Below are 20,277 nucleotides of genomic sequence, written 5' to 3'. Positions count from 1 at the left end.
ATGATCCGGTAGTTCGCGCAAATATCAGTGAGCCAGAGTTAGCGACTCAATCAGAGCTCGAACATAAGCGTGCATTTATTCTAAGTCAAAATCGTTTCATTGTTGACAGAGGGGAGTCCACATAAGCTAGCCGCGTAGCGGCGGTCTAAAGCTAAGGCTAACCGCTTCGCGGTTTAAGCCTTCGCTTTGGCGATTTCCCGCAGTCGCTTAACCACCGCCGCATTCACCGACCTTTGGGTAAAGGTGCCATCTTCCTTCAGTTGGCCGGCTTTACGGCCCATCAGCAGTTCCAGACACTGGTCGACGGTAGCAACGGCGTAGATGCTGAACTGTCCCTCAGCCACGGCATCCACCACTTCACGTTTCAGCATCAGGTTGCGGATGTTAGCTTTGGGGATAATTACCCCCTGGGTGCCGGTGAGGCCGCGGGTGTTGCAAAGGTTGAAGAAGCCTTCGATCTTCTCATTCACACCACCAATCGCCTGCACTTCGCCATACTGGTTGATAGACCCGGTGATAGCGTACTGCTGTTTAATCGGGATATCGGTCAGTGCCGAGATCAGGGTGCACACTTCCGCCATTGAGGCGCTGTCGCCGTCGACATAGCCGTAGGATTGCTCCAGCGCGATGCTGGCGGACAGGGTGAGTGGGAAGTCTTTGGCGTATTTATGCCCCAGATAACCGGACAGAATCAGCACCCCTTTGGAGTGGATCGGCTGCCCCAGGGTGACTTCGCGCTCAATATCGACAATGCCGCGGTTGCCCGGGTGTACGGTGACGGTAATGCGCGCCGGGAAACCGAAGGAGACATCGCCTACGCCGAGTACAGTCAGACCATTAGTGCGGCCGGAAGCTTCACCGTCGGTATCGATCAGAACGGTTTCGTTAAGAATGCTGTCGAGGATCTTTGATGAGATACGGCTGGTGCGACGCTCTTTGGCCTGTAGCGCCATCTCCACGTGCTGATCGTTGATGATCTCGTCACGGTTGCGAATTCGCTTGTAGTCCGCTTCGCAGAGCAGGTCTACCAGCTCGCCGACATGGGCCGACAGTAGCTCCTGATCCTCGGTCAGGCGTGAGCTGTGCTCCACCAGCCGGGCAACCGCCTGACGGTTCAGCGGCGCCAGGCCCTCTTCATCGGCCAGGGTTTTCATCAGTCGGGCATAGCTGCGGATGGTGGCAGGTTCCCGTTTCACATCCTCATCAAAATCCACCACCACCCGGAACATCTTCTCAAAATCGTGATCCAGTTCCTGTAGCAGGTAGTAGGTTTCACGGGTACCGATCAGCACCACTTTGACATTCAGCGGGATCGACTGCGGCGCCAGGGTGATGGTGCCCATGCCGGTCATCTCTGACATCGGGTTTTCGATGCGGATCTCATGGGATTTCAGCGCGCGTTTCAGAGCACCGTAGACAAAGGGCTGCTCCAGCAGTTTTTCTGACTCCAGCACCAGATAACCACCATTCGCCCGATGTAACGCACCGGAGCGGATCAGCTGAAAGTTGGTGCTCAGGGCCCCCATCTCCGAGTTGTATTCGATGCGGCCAAACAGGTTGTCATAGGTGGGGTGGGTTTCAAACACCACCGGAGCGCCCTTGGTTTTCTGGTTATCCACCAGCATATTCACGCCAAAGGTGTTCTCCATATATTGCCGCCGGGCCAGATCGGTGCGCGCTTCGTTGGGCTTGTCGTCTTCGATTATATCGAGGGCGTTTTTAACCAGGTTGGACTCCAGCTGACCGAGATAATCGGGCACGCCGGAAAAGTTATGGTATTTCTCCCGCAGTGGCTGAATCAGGGGGGCCACCGCATTGCGGGCGGTTTCCCGGTCCAGCACTTTCATCTTATCGCCTGCTTCCCGGCGCCACTTGGGCATGCTGGCCAGCTCTTCATTGAGGTACTCTTCCAGCTTGGCAATATTACGGGTGAACTCGTCGCGAATCTCTTCTGGCAGCTGGGAAAAAGCCGCCTCATCCATTCCCTGGCCTTCCGCCACCGGGGTAAAGCCTATGCTGCCCGCATCGCGGTAGACGGCGATGCTGTGCTCCCGCGCCAGACTATCCACTTTCTCAATCGCCTGATCGTAAAGGCGGTTAAAATCCCGCTCTACCTTGCTTTTCTTGCGCTGATAGGCCGGGCTTTCAAACGCGGCCGGCAGTTCCGTGAGAATCCCCTCTATCAGGTGCTTGATATCCCGCTTGAACACCCAGCCTTTGCCCGATGGCAGCTGAATCACAATAGGGTTGCGGGTCTCTTCCAGATTGTTCAGATAACACCAGTCGCTGGTCTTCTTCAGCTCTTTTTTGGCTTTTGAACGGATGCTCTCAATGGCGAACGAGAAACGTCCGGTGTGGGGGTTACCCATAACAAACATGTTGTAGCCAGGACGCTTCATACCGATACCGAACTCCATCGCTTCGACGGCGCGTTCCTGGCCAAAGAAACCGGCATAGGGCTCTAGTGTTTCGGTGGTTTTGAAAGGCAGCAACTCGGTGTTGCAGTGACGGTAAAGCTGATCGGGGGAGAGCTGGGTCTCTTTTTCCATAACGGATCATTCCTGCGACTGGAGTTGACCCCTCCTGTTATAACCCGAGTAGAAACTCCACGCAAGGAACGATTTTAGTGCTGCTTACTGAGCCAGTAACTGATGCCTAAGCTCTTGAATTAGTTCGGATGTATCGGGACGGATTCCGCGCCAGATGGCAAATGACTCAGCGGCCTGTTCAACCAGCATGCCCAGGCCATCAAGGGTTTTCTCTGCGCCATGGGCGGCAGCCCAGCGGTTGAACGGAGTCACTTCCGCCGCATACATCATATCGTAGCACCAGGCCCCCGGGCGCAGCAGATCGTCGGGGAGGGGAGGGACTTCACCCTGCAGACTGGCGGCGGTGCCATTGATCACCAGATCAAACTGTTGACCGTTTAACCGGTCATAACTACAGGCTTCAATAGTCCCATGAGCAGCAAACAACTGTGCCAGCTGTTCGGCTTTAGCAACGGTGCGGTTAGCGATGACCAGCCGGGCGGGGTGCAACGCCAGAATCGGTTCCAGCACACCGCGCACGGCTCCGCCTGCCCCCAGAATCAGCAGGTCTTTACCACCGATCTCACCACCATTATTGCGGGTAATATCGGCGACCAGCCCAAGGCCATCGGTATTATCGCCACACAACTGACCTGCCTGATTACGATAGAGGGTGTTAACCGCCCCCGCCATCTTAGCTCTGTCGGAGTGACACTCCGCTTTCTGCCATGCCTCAACCTTGAACGGCACGGTAATGTTCAGGCCTTTACCCTCTCCCTCAACGGCGAGAAAGTTATCCACAGCCTCACTAAAACCATCCTCTGGCACCAGTACTGAGGTGTACTCAAGGTCCTGCCGCGTCTGCTGGGCAAACGCAGTATGGATCAGCGGCGACTTGGAGTGCTTGATCGGGTTACCAAACACGGCGTAACGATCGGTCATCTCAGCCCTCCAGCCAGTTCTGCGGTTTCAGGAAGTGCTCATACAATTCGGCCTCTTCTGAACCGGCGTCCGGTTTCCAGTCATAGCCCCAGCGGACTTCCGGCGGCAGCGACATCAGAATCGACTCGGTGCGCCCTCCGGACTGCAGACCAAATAACGTACCCCGGTCAAAAACCAGGTTAAACTCAACATAACGCCCCCGGCGGTGCAGCTGGAAATCACGCTGACGCTCACCATAGGGGGTATTTTTACGTTTCTCGACGATGGGGCAATACGCAGGGGCATAGGCGTCGCCAATCGAGCGCATCAGTGCAAAGCAGGTATCGAAGTCCGGCTCATTGAGATCGTCGAAAAACAAACCACCAATGCCCCGGGGTTCATCCCGGTGCTTAAGGTAGAAATAGTCATCGCACCAGGCTTTGTAGCGGGGATAAACATCGGCACCAAACGGATCGCAGGCCTCTTTCGCCGCCTGATGCCAGGCGCGGCAGTCCTCTTTATCGCCGTAATAGGGGGTCAGATCGAAGCCACCGCCAAACCACCAGACCGGCTCTTCACCCTCTTTTTCTGCGATAAAGAAACGAACGTTGGCATGGGAGGTCGGCACATAGGGGTTGTGCGGGTGGATAACCAGCGACACCCCCATCGCCTGAAAGGTGCGACCCGCCAGTTCCGGACGATGTGCCGTGGCCGAGCCGGGCAGCTTATCGCCGAACACATGGGAAAAGTTGACCCCGCCTTTTTCGATCACTGCGCCTTCCGCCAGCACCCGGGTACGGCCTCCGCCACCGGCTTCCCGTTGCCAGCTATCCTCGACAAAAGTGGCCAGCCCATCGACCTGCTCCAGTTGAGCACAGACACTGTCCTGCAGGCCCAGCAGATATTCTTTTACCGCATTAATGTCCGGTGCTGACATTCTCTTACCTCTGTGATTGAAGCGCTGTTAGTTTCTACCAACCGCGGCTCTGTTTAACTTCGTACCGGCGTATCACTGTCCAGTCGATAAATTGTCGTTGGCCGACTCAGAGCACCAAGCTCACCGGGCACGATAGCATCCACTTTATCCTTGAAGTGAATATTCACTTTCAATTTATCCCTTGCAGCATCTTTATCTGAGTAATTTGCCGATGTCGACACAATCATCGATCCGAACTCATCACAAAGATTTTTTACCTGATAGTGATCACTCACTCTCACGGCAACTGAGGCGTGATTTCCTTTAATCCAGTAGGGTATAAGATTATCAGGATCAGGTAAAATCCAGGTGACCGGACCCGGCCATGAAGCCTCGACACGCTGCCGGTCTTTTAGCGCAAGATTGTCCAGTAGCGGTTTCACCTGCTGCACCGAGGATGCCACCAGAATCAACCCTTTATGAACCGGACGACGCTTGATGGCCAACAGACGGTACACCGCTGTTTCATTGAAGGGGTCGCAGCCGAGCCCCCAAACAGCTTCGGTAGGATAGGCGATAATACCACCATGGTGCATCGCCCTGGCTGCCTGACGAATATGCCACCAGCCCATAGCGATCAGATTTCGCCGTTGGCCAGTCGTTCCTGCAGCGCTTTATCTTTCGCAACAACCGCATCGGTATTCGCCTGACGCTCAGCCTTGATCCGCTCCGCCAGCTCAGCATCCTGCACAGCAACGATCTGGCACGCCAGGTAAGCAGCATTTTTAGCACCCGCTTTCCCAATGGCAACAGTCGCTACCGGAATACCACCTGGCATCTGTACGGTAGAGAGCAGGGCGTCCAGGCCGTCCAGAGAGGACTCAATCGGTACACCAATCACCGGCTTAGTGGTGTTGGCTGCAACCGCACCCGCCAGGTGAGCAGCCATACCCGCTGCACAGATGAATGCTACTGCGCCACGCTGATCAGCATCTTTAACATACTCATGTGTCTGTACCGGTGTACGGTGCGCAGAACTTACTTTCATCTCAAACGGAACTTCGAGAGAACGAAGAACGTCAACGGCAGCCTTCATAATCGGCAGGTCAGAGTCGGAACCCATCAGAATAGCAACAAATGGTTTAGTCATGATTTCCTTCAAAAGTCGTGAAGTTATTCGGGAAAACGTGGCAAATTACTCTAAAACTGTACAACATTCAACCACGCAAAATAGCGGGTTTTTTACGTCCGGAAACACTAAACAGATCAATCTTTTTTCAGATCAGTCGCTGATAACCATCCGGGGTGTTTTCAATATAGCCCGACAGCTCCATCGCCACCAGCTGCGGCAACAATTCTGCGGCATCCAGTCCTGTTATGCCGATCAGCTGCTCCAGCGTCACCAGCTCATAACCGATCTGCTCCAGCAGCCGGGCTTCGACGTCCGTCAGTTTAATGGACTCCGGCATGGCGCGCTTTTCATCATGGCAATAACTACCCAGCAGACTGGCTAAGGGCTCGACTATCTGCGCACTGGTTTCGATCAGCGTCGCGCCCTCACGAATCAGGTCGTGACATCCATGGCTCTGAGGGTTGTTCAGGGCTCCGGGCAGCGCAAACACCTCCCGGCCCTGCTCCAGCGCCAGACGCGCAGTAATTAACGAACCACTGCGCCGGGCCGCTTCAACTACCAGCACCCCGGCACTCAGGCCGCTGATAATCCGGTTACGGCGGGGAAAGTTATGGGGTAGCGGCGCCATTCTTAGCGGGTATTCTGACACCAGCGCGCCGCCCTGCCTGACAATATCATCCGCCAGACGCTGATGCTGACGGGGATAGATATTCAACAGCCCGGACCCCAGTACCGCCACAGTAGGCTTTGACAGCGCCACAGCAGCCATATGCGCCGCGCCATCGACACCCCTGGCTAGCCCACTGGTAATGGTAATTCCGGCCCGTGTCAGGTCACTGGCGAAGGACCGGCTCAGCGACACACCACTGCGACTGGCTGAACGGCTACCGACAATAGCCAACTGAGGCATATGCAACAGATCGGGATCGCCACTGATATACAGCAACAGGGGAGGGTCTGATATCTGCTTTAATAAAGACGGGTATAGATCCGAGGTGAATGATATCAGGTGATTCGAAGGCGATTGTAGCCAGTGCAGAACCGTTTCAAGATAGTCGTTGTCAGGCCACTGGCCTGCCTGAAAAGCATGGATATGACGAATTGTCTGAGCAGGCAGACTGAGCGCCTCGAGCTGTGGAGCACCCAGCCCCAGCAGTGCAACAGGCTCAAAGCCGTTCTGCGCTGCCAGCCTGAGCAGAACCCCCGGCCCCATTCCGGGCAGTTCTGACAGTGCTATCCATTCCCTGAAATAGTTTTCCATGGACACTCCTTGTCCATCTTCATGTTTAACAGCCGGTGTTACTCGGGCGTATGAACCTCATCACCGATAGAGACGACGTCGGTAGCCTTCAGGATCAGCGCATAACTGACCTTTTCATACGCCTTGAAGACCATCATCAGGCCCGACTTTTCAGACGGCAGAGTGATCAGCTCTTTAGTCACCGGATCTTTGAGCATTTCACCGGCACGGAAAATTGTCAGCACATGGCCCGGTTTTAACCCTTCACGCGCACCCTGATTGATGGAAACAACATCATACTGTCCAGCCTGACGCACGCCGCGCAGTACTGAGAGAATTCGACCGTTGATCACGCTCTCTGGGGCACTGGGATAGAAGACAGACTGAATGGCTTCTTTAGGGCTGGGGTATACACGGTCCAGGGCAGACACCTCTTCCCGGGTTTTACGCAAGTCCAGAGTGATAATATCCCCTTTCTTGCTATCCACTACCGCATCGCCAATTTTAAACAGCTCGTAGCCCAGATGTTCCTGGGTGACCGGATCGATATACTCTTTGGCCGGACGGTAAATATTCTGCCGCGAATAATCTCCCACCAGCGAGCCCCGTGCGTACACCCGGTCACCGGCACCGGCAACAATCCGGTTTGCGGTGCCGCCCACGATATAGGGGGAGGCGGTCAGTTCATCACTGTCCATAACAATGTTGTCCGCCAGGAAACTGATAATATCCTTCAGAGGAATCGCCGGGATCGCATCCTTCAGCGAGGTCACTTTCGCTTTCGGGCTCAGACGCAGAATACCGTCATTCAGCACCAGACGCGGCTGACCATCAACCCACTTCAGAGTCAGTACATCACCCGGGTAGATCAGATGGGGGTTATCAATCTGCTGGTTGTATCCCCACAACTGAGGCCACTTCCATGGCGATTGCAGGAACATCCCGGAGATATCCCACAGCGTATCACCTTTAACCACTACATACGTTTTCGGATGGTTTTCTTTCAACGCCAGGGTATCTTTGCGAACATCGGCCTGCGCCGGCATTACTAATGCAATACATACCGCCAGAGCGCCCAGAAAACCTGTTACCAGTTGTTTCATCTTCTAATCCTTGTCTCAGACCGCCATGTTTTTGAGAGTCTATAACAGTATCGGCAATACATTGTGTATCTATATCAGTATAATGGGAAGATTATTGATTCTAGCGCTCATTTTTTTCAACCTTTTCTTTCTCAAGCAGCCATGTCATTACTTCCAATACTTGAATTTCCAGATCCACGCCTGCGCACAATTGCTGAGCCGGTTACCGAATTTAACGATGAGCTGCGCCAGCTGGTCAAAGACATGTTTGAAACCATGTATGACGCTCCCGGCATCGGCCTGGCCGCAACGCAGATCAATGTGCACCAGCGTATCATCACTATCGATACCTCTGAAGAGAAAAATAGCCCTCTGGTGGTTATTAATCCCCAGATTGAGGTTCTTGCTGATGAAACAGAGCGGATGCAGGAGGGCTGTCTCTCCGTTCCAGGGTTCTATGAAGATGTTGAGCGGCCCAACAAAATCCGCCTCACCGCACAGAATGAGTTCGGCGAAGAGTACACTCTGGAAGCAGATGATCTGCTGGCCGTCTGTATTCAACACGAAATCGATCACCTGGAAGGCAAGCTGTTTGTCGATTACCTGTCACCACTGAAACGTAATCGCATCCGCAGCAAACTGGACAAACTGCACAAACAAAAGGCCTGAAGCATGCCAGACACCGCCAGACAACTGCGCATACTGTTTGCCGGAACGCCGGACTTTGCCGCCGCCAGCCTTGCGGCACTACTGGATGCCGGCCATCAGGTGATCGGTGTTTATACCCAGCCTGACAGGCCTGCAGGCCGCGGCCGTAAGCTGACACCAAGCCCGGTAAAAAAAGTCGCTCTGGAACACGACCTGCCGGTCTATCAGCCACTGAACTTTAAGCAGCAAGAGGATCGCCAGCAACTGGCCGCGCTGGATGCTGATCTGATGGTGGTGGTGGCCTATGGCTTACTGCTGCCGCAGGCGGTGCTTGATGCACCCCGACTGGGCTGCATCAACGTCCATGCTTCACTGCTGCCGCGCTGGCGTGGTGCTGCACCGATCCATCGCGCACTGCTGGCAGGTGACAGCGAAACCGGTGTCACCATTATGCAGATGGATGCCGGGCTGGACACCGGTGATATGCTGCTGAAGAAGCGCTGTCCGATCACTCCCACGGATACCAGCGGTGAGCTGCATGACCGCCTCGCGGCCATCGGTGCAGCGGCACTGTTGGAAAGCCTGCCCGCCATTTCCGACCAGTCAATCCCACGGGAAGCTCAGGATGATAACCTGGCCTGCTATGCCCACAAACTGGAAAAAGCGGAAGGGGAGATCGACTGGAGCAAACCCGCCACTGAGATCGCCCGACAGATCCGCGGACTTTCGCCCTGGCCGGTTGCATTTACCCTGCTCAACGGCGAAACCCTCAGAGTCTGGTACGCCGAACCCAGCGATCAGCAGCATGCTACAAAACCTGGCACTGTGATCGGCACCGATAAAAAAGCAATTATTATCGCCTGCGGCAGCGGGACGGTCAGACTGCTTAAAATACAACTTCCCGGCAGCAAAGCGATGGACAGCAGCGCAGTACTGAACTCCAAACGGGAACTGTTTAGTGACGGTACGGAGCTGGGCCACCACGAATGAATATCCGCGCCATTGCAGCACGCGCTCTGGGCCCGGTTATCGGGCGCAAAGAGTCCCTCAACACGGCACTTCCCCGGGCCCTGCAGCAGTGCCAGGAAAGCGACCGGGCGCTGTTACAGCAGATCTGTTATGGCACCATGCGCTTTCTGCCACGGCTATCCTGCCTGGCGAATCAGCTTCTGAAAAAACCATTCAAACCCCAGGATCAGGATCTTTACGCCCTGGTGTTACTGGGGTTTTACCAACTGCTGGAGATGCGCGTTCCCGCCCATGCCGCGATCAGCGAAACCGTTGAAGCCGCCAGCCAGCTGAATAAAGAGTGGGCCAAAGGGCTGCTCAACGCCCTGTTGCGCAACCTGCAAAGAGAGCAGGGGGCACTGTTTGAACAACTGAGTGAACAGCCCGAATTTCACTACAACCACCCACAGTGGATGATCGCCAAACTGCAACACAACTGGCCGGACCACTGGCAGGCGGTACTCGAACAGAATAGTCAGCAGCCACCGATGACGCTGCGGGTTAACCAGCAGAAAACCTCCCGGGACAACTATCTTCAGCAGCTCCGGGATGCCGGTATCGCCGCCTCAGCAACCCTCTATTCAACAACAGCTATCCAACTGGACTCACCGGTGGACGTCAATCTGCTTCCGGGATTCGCCTACGGTTTTGCCAGCGTTCAGGATGAAGCGGCACAGCTGAGTGCCGGACTACTGGATCTGCAACCCGGTCAGCGGGTACTGGACGCCTGCGCAGCGCCGGGCGGCAAGCTATGCCATATTCTGGAACACCAACCCGATCTCAGCCATGTCACCGCCATAGAGCTGGAGCCTAACCGGGCAGAGCGGATTGAGGAAAACCTCAGCCGCCTGAACCTCTCAGCGGAAGTGATCATTGCCGATGCCGCTAGCCGTACCTGGTGGGATGGCGCAGAGTATGACCGAATTCTGGTAGACGCCCCCTGTTCTGCAGCGGGCGTAATACGGCGCAACCCGGACATAAAACATCTGCGACAAAATGAAGATATTAAGCCACTTGCCGAGCTACAACTGGCTATATTAGATAACTGCTGGCAGATGCTGAAACCCGGCGGCCGGCTGGTCTATGCAACCTGCTCCGTGTTCCCTCAGGAGAATGAGCGGGTCATTGAACGGTTTCTCAAGACACAAACAGATGCACGCCACCTCCCAATCGAGGCGAACTGGGGCATTGAGCGACCCTATGGCCGCCAGCTATTTCCTCAGCCGCAGGGACACGATGGCTTTTATTATGCGGTATTGCTAAAGGATCAGAACTGAAGCAGACTGTTCTGCCAGCTGACCGGAGAGTTATTAGATATGAAAATCATTATTCTTGGCGCGGGGCAGGTGGGCGGCACGCTGGCAGAAAACCTGGCCAGTGAAGCCAACGATATCACCATTGTCGATACCAATATTGGCCGCCTGAGAGAGTTACAGGATCGCCTCGATATCCGCACAGTGGAAGGTAAGGCATCCCATCCATCGATTCTTGAACAGGCCGGCGCCCGTGATGCGGACATGCTGATCGCCGTCACCAACAGTGACGAAGTCAATATGATCGCCTGTCAGATCGCTCAGAGCCTGTATAACACGCCAACCAAGATCGCCCGGGTGCGCGAGCACGACTATCTGCTGAAGGACAAAGCGATCTTTACCGATAAATCGATCCCCATCGACGTACTGATCAGCCCGGAAGAGCTGGTAACCAAACATATCCGCCGCCTGATCGAACACCCCGGAGCGCTGCAGGTGCTTGATTTTGCCGACGGCATTGCCCAGTTGGTTGCCGTTAAAGCCTACTACGGCGGTCCCCTGGTAGGCCGGGAGATATCTTACCTGCGCTCACACATGCCCGCTGTTGATACCCGGGTAGCGGCCATTTTCCGTAAAGACCGGCCAATCATCCCCAAAGGGGATACCGTCATTGAAGCGGACGATGAGGTTTTCTTCATTGCCGCAAAGAAAGATATCCGCGCCGTCATGAGCGAGCTGCGCCGACTGGATCGTCCCTATAAGCGGGTTATCATCGCCGGCGGCGGCAATATCGGCGCCCGACTGGCACAGAATATCGAGAGCAAGTATCAGGTTAAAATCATTGAGCGGGATATCCGCCGCTGCAACAACCTGGCAAAGAATCTGGATAACACCATCGTCCTGCAGGGCAGCGCATCGGATAAAGAGCTATTGCTCGAAGAGAACATTGAAGACACCGATGTTTTCTGCGCCCTGACCAATGATGATGAAGCCAACATTATGGCTTCGATGCTGGCTAAACGGCTGGGAGCCCGCACCGTGATGACACTGATCAACAACCCCGCGTATGTTGATCTGGTACAGGGCGGGGTGATCGATATCGCCATTTCACCACAGCAAACCACCATCGGCAGCCTGCTGACCCACGTTCGCCGCGGCGACGTAGCTGCGGTTCACTCCCTGCGTCGCGGCGCAGCCGAGGCCATTGAAGCGGTCGCTCATGGTGATAAGCGCACCTCTAAAGTGGTCGGCAAAACAATCGAAGAGATCGATCTGCCTGCCGGCACCACCATTGGCGCCATTGTCCGCAAGGATGAGGTGCTGATTGCGCACGATGATATCGTTGTGGAAAATGACGACCATGTCATCCTGTTCCTGGTCGATAAACGGAAAATCAGTGAAGTGGAGCGTCTGTTCCAGGTAGGCCTGGGCTTCTTCTGATCGGAGAGCATTAATGCATTACAAGGTAATACTCCGGATTCTCGGCCTGCTGCTGATGATTTTCAGCATCACCATGCTGCCGCCACTGGCAATCTCATATGGTTACCATGACGGCACCCATATGGCCTTTATTTCGGGTTTCACCATTACACTGTTAACCGGATTTATTATCTGGTCGCCGGTTTACCGGGTCAGAGAAGATCTCAGAACCCGGGATGGCTTTCTGATCACCGTGCTATTCTGGGTCGTGCTGGGGCTGTTCGGGGCGATCCCCTTTATGCTGTCCAAAGACCCGGGACTATCCTTCGTTGATGCGGTTTTTGAATCACTGTCGGGACTGACGACCACCGGCGCCACCGTTATGACCGGCATCGACGTTCTGCCAGAGTCGATCCTGTTCTACCGCCAGCAGCTGCAATGGCTTGGCGGTATGGGAATCATCGTCCTGGCGGTGGCGATTCTGCCAATGCTCGGTATCGGCGGCATGCAGCTTTACCGCGCTGAAACCCCCGGACCGGTAAAAGACAGCAAACTCACCCCCCGTATAACCGAGACCGCCAAGGCGCTGTGGTATATCTATCTGTCCCTTACGGTTGCCTGCGCTCTCGGATACTGGATTGCGGGCATGACGCCGTTCGATGCCATCGGTCACAGTTTCTCCACGGTCGCTATCGGCGGTTTTTCCACCCACGACGCCAGCATCGGATATTTCGACAGCCCACTAATCGAAGCGGTCTGCACCTTCTTTATGGTGATCTCTGCCATCAATTTCGGCCTGCACTTCTTTGCCTGGCGTCAGCGGACATTCAGTCACTATTTCCAGGACCCTGAGTTCAAATTTTATCTGATAATTCTCTTCAGTATCATCAGCCTGTCAGCCGTAGTGCTGACGCTGACAGAAACCTATACGCCTGTCGAATCGATCCGCAAGGCTATTTTTGAAGTTGTTTCTATCGCCACCACCACCGGCTTCGCCACAGCAGACTTTGCCCAATGGCCGGTAATGCTGCCATTCCTGCTCTTTGTGGCGGCATTTGCCGGTGGCTGCGCAGGGTCGACGGGCGGCGGCATGAAGGTGATTCGCGTCCTGCTGATCCTGAAGCAGGGCCATCGTGAGATAAAACGACTCATCCATCCCAATGCAGTCATCCCGGTTAAGCTGGGCCGAGAACCGATCTCAGACCGGATTCTGGAAGCGGTCTGGGGCTTTTTCTCTGTCTATCTGATCGTCTTTATTCTGATGCTGATCATTCTGCTGGGCACCGGTCTTGATCAGGTAACAGCCTGGTCAGCTGTGGGCGCCACACTCAACAACCTGGGCCCGGGTCTTGGCGAGGTAGAAACCCATTATGGCGACCTGAACAGTACCGCCAAATGGGTACTGACGTTTGCCATGTTGCTGGGTCGGCTTGAGGTATTCACCTTGCTGGTGCTCTTTACGCCCTCATTCTGGAAACGCTAAAAAAGAAAAAAGGGCGCAAGCCCTTTTTCTTTCCACTGGCACCAGGTGCACCAGCGCGCCCCGCCTGCTCAATACATCCGCCCGCCATCCGGCCGATGCTGAAACCGCTTATACTCCCACTGATACTGCTCCGGTATCTGCCGCACACAATATTCAACTTCGGCATTCATCGCCGCGGCCGAGCACTGCAGATCCTTCTCATTGATCTGCTCAGACGCTTTATGAAAAAAGATCTCAAAGCCTTGCGCATCCGGCAGCCGTCGGGCATAGGCCGACACTACCACCGCGCCAGTTTGTGCTGCCAGCTGCGGCAGCAGCTTCATGGTATATGCCGGCTGACCGAAGAAGGGGACAAAGATACCGCTACCGCTATCAGCCTCCTGATCTGGCAGAATACCCAACACCTCACCAGCCCTCAGAGCCTTCATCGCCATGCGCACCCCCTTAACATTTGCCGGGGCAAGCTGAGCCCCAAGCCGGGCTCTTTTCTTACGAATAAGACGCCCCATTAACTCAATCTTAGGTGGGCGGTACATCGATGTCAGCTTATATCGGGTGCTCAGATAGAGTCCCAGCACCTCCCAGTTGCCAAGATGAGGACCGATCACAATCACACCCCGCCCCTGACTCAGCGCTTCAGCCATGATCTCCTCGCCATGAACGCTGCGCACCTTAGCCATCACCCGTTCCGACCGCCACAGCCAGCTCATACCCAGCTCACCAGCCATCTTACCGGTTTCTACCAGACTGGCTTTTGCCAGCTCATTCTTCTGATCGGCAGTCAGCTCAGGAAAGCAGAGATCGATATTCAACTGAGTGATATTGTAGCTCTTGCCTTTTTTCTTATATGCCCGCGCACCTAACCCTGCGCCTAACCTCTGCGCCAGTTTAAGGGGCAGCAGCGCAAGCAACCATAAAACCGACACGGACAACCAGCCTTTCAAATGTTTCACGTGGAACCTTTCATATAGCAAAATTAGAATAGCAGCCAAAAGCAGTGTAGCGATTATATAATGCAGCCTCCTGATATAACCAACATAACGAAGAGGCTGAGATGAAATACACCGTATACCTGTCGGGTGAGATCCATTCAGACTGGCGAGAAAAGATCAAAAACGCCACTAAAGAACACAACCTGCCCATCGAGATCCTGACACCCAACACCGACCACGACAGCAGCGACGAGTGCGGAGCGGGCATCCTGGGGGCAGAGGAAAAGCCGTTCTGGAAGGACCATAAAGCTGCCAGGCTGAACAGCATAAGACACATGACGGCACTCAACAGAGCAGATATCGTTATCGTCCGCTTTGGCGAAAAATACAAACAGTGGAACGCAGCCTTTGATGCAGGCATTGCCACAGCACTGGGTAAATCGCTGATAGTAGAGCACGCAAAAGAACTCACCCACCCGCTGAAAGAGGTGGACGCTGCCGCCATGGCGGTAGCAGAAAACACCGAACAGGTGATCGAGATCCTCAGGTACCTGTGCCAGGATTACTAAATAGCACTAAAAGGAGCTGAAAAACCAGCCATATCCTTCAACCAGACACTCTAACTGTCTGGAATTCGTGTATAATTTCGCTCTATTTTTGTACAAACAGATTCAAATGGTGATCTCAGTGACAGATAAAGCGAGACCGGATGCCAGCACTTTTCAAGGGCTGATCCTGGCACTGCAAGAATATTGGTCAGAGCAGGGCTGTGTAATAGTGCAACCACTGGATATGGAAGTGGGCGCAGGCACCTTCCATCCAGCAACATTTCTGCGTTCAATCGGTCCCGAAAACTGGAACTCCGCATACGTGCAACCCAGCCGCCGGCCAACCGATGGCCGCTATGGCGATAACCCCAACCGCCTGCAACACTACTACCAGTTCCAGGTTGTGATGAAACCCTCTCCCGATAACTTCCAGGAGCTCTACCTGGGCTCGCTTGAACGCATGGGGCTGGACCTCAATGTCCACGATGTACGTTTTGTAGAGGACAACTGGGAATCACCCACCCTGGGCGCATGGGGTCTTGGCTGGGAGGTATGGCTGAATGGCATGGAGGTCACCCAGTTTACTTACTTCCAACAGGCGGGTGGCATTGAGTGCTACCCAGTCACCGGAGAGATCACGTACGGCCTCGAACGCATCGCCATGTACCTGCAGGACGTTGAGAGCGTTTACGACCTGATCTGGACCTACAACCCGGACGGCAGCCCGGTAACCTACGGCGACGTGTTCCACCAGAATGAAGTGGAGCAGTCCACCTACAACTTTGAGCACGCCGACGTCCCTCAGCTGTTCCGCAACTTCGACCATCACGAAGCGGAATGCAATAAGCTTCTGGCACTGGAGACACCTCTGCCACTGCCCGCCTATGAGCAGGTACTGAAAGCATCCCATACTTTCAACCTACTGGATGCCCGCCACGCGATCTCGGTTACTGAGCGCCAGAGATTCATTCTGCGCGTCCGCACCCTGGCCCGGGAGGTCGCGCATGCTTATTTCAACACCCGTAAGGGGCTCGGTTTCCCACTGGCCGAAGAGAGCATCCGCAACGAAGTTTTAGCCGCCTGCGAAGAGGAGAGCAAGTGATGACTGATACCGTGAACCGTCAGGATTTTCTCTTTGAACTCGGTACAGAAGAGCTGCCACCTAAAGCCCTGAGCACACTGTCCAAGGCACTCGAAAGCGAAGTCATGGCCGGCATCAATGAGTTGTTTGGTAAACAGGCCGCAACGCTGCTTGCCGATACCACCGTTAACGCCTATGCCGCACCTCGCCGCCTTGCTCTGCTGATCAGCAACCTGGCCGATGAAGTCCCCAGCAGCACATTCATGATGCAGGGACCACCGGCGCGGATCGCATTTGACGAGCAGGGCAACCCCTCCAAAGCGCTGGAAGGGTTCGCTCGTAAGTGCGGCACCACCACAGACCAGCTCCAGGAAATTGACGGCAAGATGAGCTTCAGCCAGTCGGTGTCCGCCAAAGCGATTGCCGGTGAACTGCCCGCCATTATCGAAAACGCACTCAGCAAACTGCCGATTCCTAAGCGGATGCGCTGGGGAGCATCACGCACCGAGTTTGTTCGCCCGGTTAAATGGGTGGTTATGCTGATGGGAGACGAAGTGATTGAGTGCGAAATCCTCGGACTCAAAGCTGGCCGCGACACCCGCGGGCATCGCTTCCACTACAACCACGCCATCACCCTGAACCAGGCCAACGAGTACCTGGAAAATCTGGAAAGTGTCGGCTATGTGATTGCCGACTTTGACGAGCGGCGGGAAAAAATTCGCGCCCAGGTTGAAGCGGAAGGAGCGGCTATTAATGGTATCGCTCAGATCGATGATGACCTGCTGGACGAAGTGACCGCACTCAACGAATGGCCCGTCGCCCTGACCGGACGCTTCGACGACCGTTTCCTGGAAGTACCATCCCAGGCGCTGATCTCATCGATGAAAGAGCATCAGAAATATTTTCATGTGACCGACAGCAATGGCCAGTTGATGCCATTTTTCATCACCATCGCCAATATCGAGTCCACCGATCCGGCGCAGGTAATTGCCGGTAACGAAAAGGTTATCCGCCCACGTCTGGCGGATGCCGCGTTCTTCTTTGAGACCGATAAGAAACGCACCCTCGAGTCGCGCATCGAAGATCTGAAATCGATCGTCTTCCAGCAAGAACTGGGAACCCTGCATGATAAAGCCGTGCGCGTCGCCGCGTTGGCAAAGCATATCGCCGCCCAACTGGGACAGGATCAGAATAAGGCCGAGCGCGCTGCAATGCTCGCCAAGACCGACCTGATGACCGATATGGTCTATGAGTTTACCGACCTGCAGGGCCTGATGGGATATCATTACGCCATCCATGACGGCGAAGATGAAGGGGTCGCCCTGGCGCAGAACGAACAGTACATGCCCCGTTTCGCCGGCGACGAACTGCCGCAAAGCGAACCCGGTATCGCCGTTGCACTGGCAGACCGACTGGACACACTGACCGGCCTGTTTGGTATCAATCAGCCACCAACCGGTTCAAAAGATCCATTTGCGCTGCGTCGCGCTTCGCTGGGCGTCTTGCGAATCATTGTTGAGCGCCAGCTGAATCTGGATCTGGAAGAGCTGATACAGGTCTCTGCCAGCAACTACGCAGACCTGCCAGCCAAAGAGGGCCTGGCGACCCGCATAACCGACTTTATGCTGGAACGGTTCCGCGCCTGGTATGATGACGAAGGGGTCGCAATCGAAGTTTACCTTGCCGTTCATGCGCTACGCCCAACCCGTCCACTGGAGTTTAACCAGCGAGTACAGGCGGTCAGCCACTTCCGCACCCTGGAGGAAGCAGACGCTTTGGCGGCAGCCAATAAGCGGGTATCCAACATCCTCAGCAAGCAGGAGAGCAGCGTCGCCGACAGCGTCTCTGAGGACCTGCTACAAGAGGATGCGGAAAAAGCCCTGGCAACTGCCATCGCTGAAAAAGAGAGCCAGCTAAAACCGCTGATCGCTCAGGGTGACTTCAAAGCCGTGCTTGAACAGCTGGCCGAACTGCGCCCGGTAGTCGATAAGTTCTTTGACGAAGTGATGGTAATGGCCGATGATGAAGCTATCCGGAACAACCGGCTGGCTCTACTCAATCAGCTGCGCAACCTGTTCCTGGGCGTGGCAGATATCTCTGCGCTCAGCTAAGATTGCAGCCTGACTGGATTAAATAAATGGGTTTAAAAAATGCCGGTTATTCACCGGCATTTTTATTGCTGCAGCATCATTAATCGCATATATCTATAAACCGGTAGACACCATGATGAAACTAGTCATCCTCGATCGGGACGGCGTAATCAACTACGACTCCGACGATTACATCAAAACAGCCGATGAGTGGCAGCCACTCCCTGGCAGCCTTGAAGCGATCGCCCGCCTGACAAAAGCAGGTTTCGACGTCTGCGTTGCCACCAATCAGTCGGGGCTGGCCCGGGGCTATTTCGATATTTCTGAACTCCATGCAATGCACCACAAAATGGTTCAACTCGTTGAAGAGCAGGGCGGGCGAATCGAGAAGATCGAGTTCTGCCCCCACTTACCCGAAGACAATTGCTATTGCCGCAAACCCCAACCCGGCCTCTATCAGCATATTTTAAGCTGCTACCCCGACATCGATCCTGGCAAAGTATTTTCCGTCGGCGACTCTCTTCGTGATCTTGAAGCAGCCGTTGCCGCAGGCTGCCCACCTATACTTGTTAAAACAGGGAAGGGGGAGCGGACACTAGCCAAGGGAGGGTTACCCGGGAACACCGTTATTGTCGATGATCTTGATGCGGCTGCCGCGCATATTATCTATCACCAACACCGGGGCGACTAAGCAAAGGTTCCACGTGGAACACTCAAAGCATGATCACTAAACCAAACACTCAAACAGCGATGCGAAACCTGATTGCAGATATCAGAGATGCTATTCCATTCGACACACCGATAGAAAAGCTGTGCAACGGCCCCTGCACAGGGTGCTCGAAAAAGCTGCTGGATTATCTTGATATGCAATTGGAGGAGAAAGAAGCCGAGATAGATGCAGGGCATATTCCCAGCTTTGGCGAGCTTAATCGGCTGAAGAAAAGCGCACTAAAGATTCACGCCACGCTGATGAAGAATGGGCTGATAGAGCCTGAATAACAGCGCCTGGCTTATCCAGCGTCTGCGGCTTCACAAACAGACCGGCTGCCCAATGGTCAGATATACAATGCCCGGAAGTGCCAGTCATCACTGCCCATCGAGTTACACACCATCTCCCTGATCGCTGATTCTATCTCATCAGAATCCTGCGGGTATAAGCCACAGAGAGATAACGCCCGCTGCTTATCAACAGACCGTCCCAGATACTCATACACAACCCTCGCACAGCAGGGCATCCGCTCGCCACTACCTGACACGCCAAGCTTGAGCCCGCTCAATCGGGAGACCCGGTTCTTGAAGGAGGGGAAGAGAATGGTCTGGGTCATCTCATTGCCCGTGAGTGATTCATAATCCACCATAAAAATACGGTCGGTCAGAAAGCTGGCGATACCGAGATAAACCCCATGAAAGACTTTATCACCGGGATGCTCACGCAGGCGTTCGGTGCGCTGATAGCAAACCCGGTCGTCACGCCGTTCCATGCAGATCAGCGTTCTCAGAATCCGTCCGGGGCAAGCCATCGACTGATAGTATTCAAAGTAGTACCCCAGATATTTATCCAGACTGGCAGCCCCCCGCTGCAACCGATCCAGATGTTCTGACTCAGGCGGCTCAGAGTCAACGACAATCTGTGGCCGGGGACGCACTTTGATCAGACGCTCAAACTGCTCATGGGGCATGAGAATCTCGTGTTCTTCCACACCAAAGAAATCACAAAAGCGCAGCAGGGTATGAGCAGAGGGTTTGTATCGCCCACTCAGGTAACGATTAAACTGAGGGCGGTTGATATCGAGTCGCCGGCACACTTCTGCGATCGATTTGTAATAGCTGCAGAGCAGCCTGAGATTACTGGCAAAGTCCTGATGCATGCAGATCCTGCTCCACTTAACAACGCCCGGGAGCTTCATTCTAAAGGGGAAACTGTGCCGGATGCAAAGCAATTGATGGCGCACATTAGCGCACTTAGTGCGCTATCCGGCACCAATGTGCACTAAAG

The 20,277-nt window shown here is 54.6% G+C and carries 19 protein-coding genes; 10 read left to right on the top strand and 9 right to left on the bottom strand.

Annotated elements, in window-relative coordinates; translation table 11 throughout:
- Positions 1–173 precede the first annotated feature (173 nt).
- From JW499_RS04780 to JW499_RS04750, 7 genes are all read right to left on the bottom strand, one after another.
- Positions 174–2,549: a Lon protease family protein gene (locus tag JW499_RS04780; RefSeq protein ID WP_205209524.1), complete on the bottom strand. Its 2,376-nt coding sequence runs from the start codon at positions 2,547–2,549 to the stop codon at positions 174–176.
- Positions 2,550–2,633: 84 nt separating this feature from the next.
- On the bottom strand, positions 2,634–3,470 hold the full coding sequence (aroE, locus tag JW499_RS04775; protein WP_205209523.1) for a shikimate dehydrogenase: 837 nt from the start codon (positions 3,468–3,470) through the stop codon (positions 2,634–2,636).
- A 1-nt stretch (position 3,471) separates the two neighbouring features.
- The gene (hemF, locus tag JW499_RS04770) at positions 3,472–4,386 is read right to left on the bottom strand and encodes an oxygen-dependent coproporphyrinogen oxidase (RefSeq protein ID WP_205209522.1); all 915 of its coding nucleotides are present in this window, start codon (positions 4,384–4,386) and stop codon (positions 3,472–3,474) included.
- 53 nt (positions 4,387–4,439) lie between these two features.
- Positions 4,440–4,997, bottom strand: coding sequence for an L-threonylcarbamoyladenylate synthase type 1 TsaC (tsaC, locus tag JW499_RS04765; RefSeq protein WP_205209521.1), 558 nt, complete (start codon positions 4,995–4,997; stop codon positions 4,440–4,442).
- Between the two features lie 5 nt (positions 4,998–5,002).
- Positions 5,003–5,515, bottom strand: coding sequence for a 5-(carboxyamino)imidazole ribonucleotide mutase (gene purE / locus JW499_RS04760; RefSeq protein WP_091354302.1), 513 nt, complete (start codon positions 5,513–5,515; stop codon positions 5,003–5,005).
- Positions 5,516–5,642: 127 nt separating this feature from the next.
- On the bottom strand, positions 5,643–6,758 hold the full coding sequence (gene dprA / locus JW499_RS04755; protein WP_205209520.1) for a DNA-processing protein DprA: 1,116 nt from the start codon (positions 6,756–6,758) through the stop codon (positions 5,643–5,645).
- Between the two features lie 38 nt (positions 6,759–6,796).
- Positions 6,797–7,840: a LysM peptidoglycan-binding domain-containing protein gene (locus JW499_RS04750; RefSeq protein WP_205209519.1), complete on the bottom strand. Its 1,044-nt coding sequence runs from the start codon at positions 7,838–7,840 to the stop codon at positions 6,797–6,799.
- Positions 7,841–7,981: 141 nt separating this feature from the next.
- On the opposite strand from JW499_RS04750, the gene def reads away from it, so the two are divergent.
- From def to JW499_RS04725, 5 genes are read left to right on the top strand one after another with little or no spacing between them, the layout of a single operon-like run.
- Positions 7,982–8,488 carry a peptide deformylase gene (gene def, locus JW499_RS04745; protein WP_091354294.1) on the top strand — a complete coding sequence of 169 codons (507 nt, stop codon included), beginning with the start codon at positions 7,982–7,984 and terminating at the stop codon, positions 8,486–8,488.
- 3 nt (positions 8,489–8,491) lie between these two features.
- Positions 8,492–9,457 carry a methionyl-tRNA formyltransferase gene (gene fmt / locus JW499_RS04740; protein WP_205209518.1) on the top strand — a complete coding sequence of 322 codons (966 nt, stop codon included), beginning with the start codon at positions 8,492–8,494 and terminating at the stop codon, positions 9,455–9,457.
- Positions 9,454–10,752, top strand: a complete 1,299-nt coding sequence (gene rsmB, locus JW499_RS04735) for a 16S rRNA (cytosine(967)-C(5))-methyltransferase RsmB (RefSeq protein ID WP_205209517.1) — start codon at positions 9,454–9,456, stop codon at positions 10,750–10,752. Before fmt ends, rsmB begins: the two co-directional genes overlap by 4 nt.
- 39 nt (positions 10,753–10,791) lie before the next feature.
- On the top strand, positions 10,792–12,168 hold the full coding sequence (gene trkA, locus JW499_RS04730) for a Trk system potassium transporter TrkA (RefSeq protein ID WP_091354287.1): 1,377 nt from the start codon (positions 10,792–10,794) through the stop codon (positions 12,166–12,168).
- Positions 12,169–12,181: 13 nt separating this feature from the next.
- On the top strand, positions 12,182–13,630 hold the full coding sequence (locus tag JW499_RS04725; protein WP_205209516.1) for a TrkH family potassium uptake protein: 1,449 nt from the start codon (positions 12,182–12,184) through the stop codon (positions 13,628–13,630).
- A gap of 68 nt (positions 13,631–13,698) precedes the next feature.
- On the opposite strand, the gene JW499_RS04720 is transcribed toward JW499_RS04725, so the two are convergent.
- Positions 13,699–14,583, bottom strand: a complete 885-nt coding sequence (locus JW499_RS04720) for a lysophospholipid acyltransferase family protein (RefSeq protein ID WP_205209515.1) — start codon at positions 14,581–14,583, stop codon at positions 13,699–13,701.
- A gap of 101 nt (positions 14,584–14,684) precedes the next feature.
- Between JW499_RS04720 and JW499_RS04715 the strand changes: the two genes are divergently transcribed.
- From JW499_RS04715 to JW499_RS04695, 5 genes are all read left to right on the top strand, one after another.
- Positions 14,685–15,131 (top strand): YtoQ family protein, encoded by a 447-nt coding sequence (locus tag JW499_RS04715; RefSeq protein ID WP_205209514.1) that lies wholly within the window; start codon positions 14,685–14,687, stop codon positions 15,129–15,131.
- 106 nt (positions 15,132–15,237) lie between these two features.
- The gene (gene glyQ / locus JW499_RS04710; protein ID WP_205209513.1) at positions 15,238–16,212 is read left to right on the top strand and encodes a glycine--tRNA ligase subunit alpha; all 975 of its coding nucleotides are present in this window, start codon (positions 15,238–15,240) and stop codon (positions 16,210–16,212) included.
- Positions 16,212–18,302, top strand: coding sequence for a glycine--tRNA ligase subunit beta (gene glyS / locus JW499_RS04705; protein ID WP_205209512.1), 2,091 nt, complete (start codon positions 16,212–16,214; stop codon positions 18,300–18,302). Before glyQ ends, glyS begins: the two co-directional genes overlap by 1 nt.
- Before the next feature lie 112 nt (positions 18,303–18,414).
- Positions 18,415–18,972 carry a D-glycero-beta-D-manno-heptose 1,7-bisphosphate 7-phosphatase gene (gene gmhB, locus JW499_RS04700; protein WP_205209511.1) on the top strand — a complete coding sequence of 186 codons (558 nt, stop codon included), beginning with the start codon at positions 18,415–18,417 and terminating at the stop codon, positions 18,970–18,972.
- Between the two features lie 29 nt (positions 18,973–19,001).
- Complete coding sequence (locus tag JW499_RS04695) at positions 19,002–19,280, top strand: hypothetical protein (RefSeq protein ID WP_205209510.1); 279 nt, start codon at positions 19,002–19,004, stop codon at positions 19,278–19,280.
- A gap of 56 nt (positions 19,281–19,336) precedes the next feature.
- Here the strand turns inward: JW499_RS04695 and JW499_RS04690 are convergent, their stop codons facing one another.
- Entirely contained in the window at positions 19,337–20,149 is an 813-nt protein-coding gene (locus tag JW499_RS04690; RefSeq protein WP_205209509.1) for a helix-turn-helix domain-containing protein, read from the bottom strand.
- Positions 20,150–20,277: the final 128 nt, after the last annotated feature.

The sequence above is a fragment of the Amphritea pacifica genome, assembly GCF_016924145.1.
Classification (GTDB): Bacteria; Pseudomonadota; Gammaproteobacteria; order Pseudomonadales; family Balneatricaceae; genus Amphritea; species Amphritea pacifica.
This window is presented reverse-complemented; position numbering and strand designations above follow the sequence as displayed.

Excerpts from the sequence above, each read along its gene's own strand:
- JW499_RS04725 (WP_205209516.1), top strand. The coding sequence starts at position 12,182 with ATGCATTACAAGGTAATACTCCGGATTCTCGGCCTGCTGCTGATGATT.
- tsaC (WP_205209521.1), bottom strand. The coding sequence starts at position 4,997 with ATGGGCTGGTGGCATATTCGTCAGGCAGCCAGGGCGATGCACCATGGT.
- fmt (WP_205209518.1), top strand. The coding sequence starts at position 8,492 with ATGCCAGACACCGCCAGACAACTGCGCATACTGTTTGCCGGAACGCCG.
- gmhB (WP_205209511.1), top strand. The coding sequence starts at position 18,415 with ATGATGAAACTAGTCATCCTCGATCGGGACGGCGTAATCAACTACGAC.
- dprA (WP_205209520.1), bottom strand. The coding sequence starts at position 6,758 with ATGGAAAACTATTTCAGGGAATGGATAGCACTGTCAGAACTGCCCGGA.
- hemF (WP_205209522.1), bottom strand. The coding sequence starts at position 4,386 with ATGTCAGCACCGGACATTAATGCGGTAAAAGAATATCTGCTGGGCCTG.
- JW499_RS04780 (WP_205209524.1), bottom strand. The coding sequence starts at position 2,549 with ATGGAAAAAGAGACCCAGCTCTCCCCCGATCAGCTTTACCGTCACTGC.
- rsmB (WP_205209517.1), top strand. The coding sequence starts at position 9,454 with ATGAATATCCGCGCCATTGCAGCACGCGCTCTGGGCCCGGTTATCGGG.
- JW499_RS04715 (WP_205209514.1), top strand. The coding sequence starts at position 14,685 with ATGAAATACACCGTATACCTGTCGGGTGAGATCCATTCAGACTGGCGA.
- JW499_RS04750 (WP_205209519.1), bottom strand. The coding sequence starts at position 7,840 with ATGAAACAACTGGTAACAGGTTTTCTGGGCGCTCTGGCGGTATGTATT.
- trkA (WP_091354287.1), top strand. The coding sequence starts at position 10,792 with ATGAAAATCATTATTCTTGGCGCGGGGCAGGTGGGCGGCACGCTGGCA.
- glyS (WP_205209512.1), top strand. The coding sequence starts at position 16,212 with ATGACTGATACCGTGAACCGTCAGGATTTTCTCTTTGAACTCGGTACA.
- purE (WP_091354302.1), bottom strand. The coding sequence starts at position 5,515 with ATGACTAAACCATTTGTTGCTATTCTGATGGGTTCCGACTCTGACCTG.
- glyQ (WP_205209513.1), top strand. The coding sequence starts at position 15,238 with ATGGTGATCTCAGTGACAGATAAAGCGAGACCGGATGCCAGCACTTTT.
- JW499_RS04695 (WP_205209510.1), top strand. The coding sequence starts at position 19,002 with ATGATCACTAAACCAAACACTCAAACAGCGATGCGAAACCTGATTGCA.
- aroE (WP_205209523.1), bottom strand. The coding sequence starts at position 3,470 with ATGACCGATCGTTACGCCGTGTTTGGTAACCCGATCAAGCACTCCAAG.
- def (WP_091354294.1), top strand. The coding sequence starts at position 7,982 with ATGTCATTACTTCCAATACTTGAATTTCCAGATCCACGCCTGCGCACA.
- JW499_RS04690 (WP_205209509.1), bottom strand. The coding sequence starts at position 20,149 with ATGCATCAGGACTTTGCCAGTAATCTCAGGCTGCTCTGCAGCTATTAC.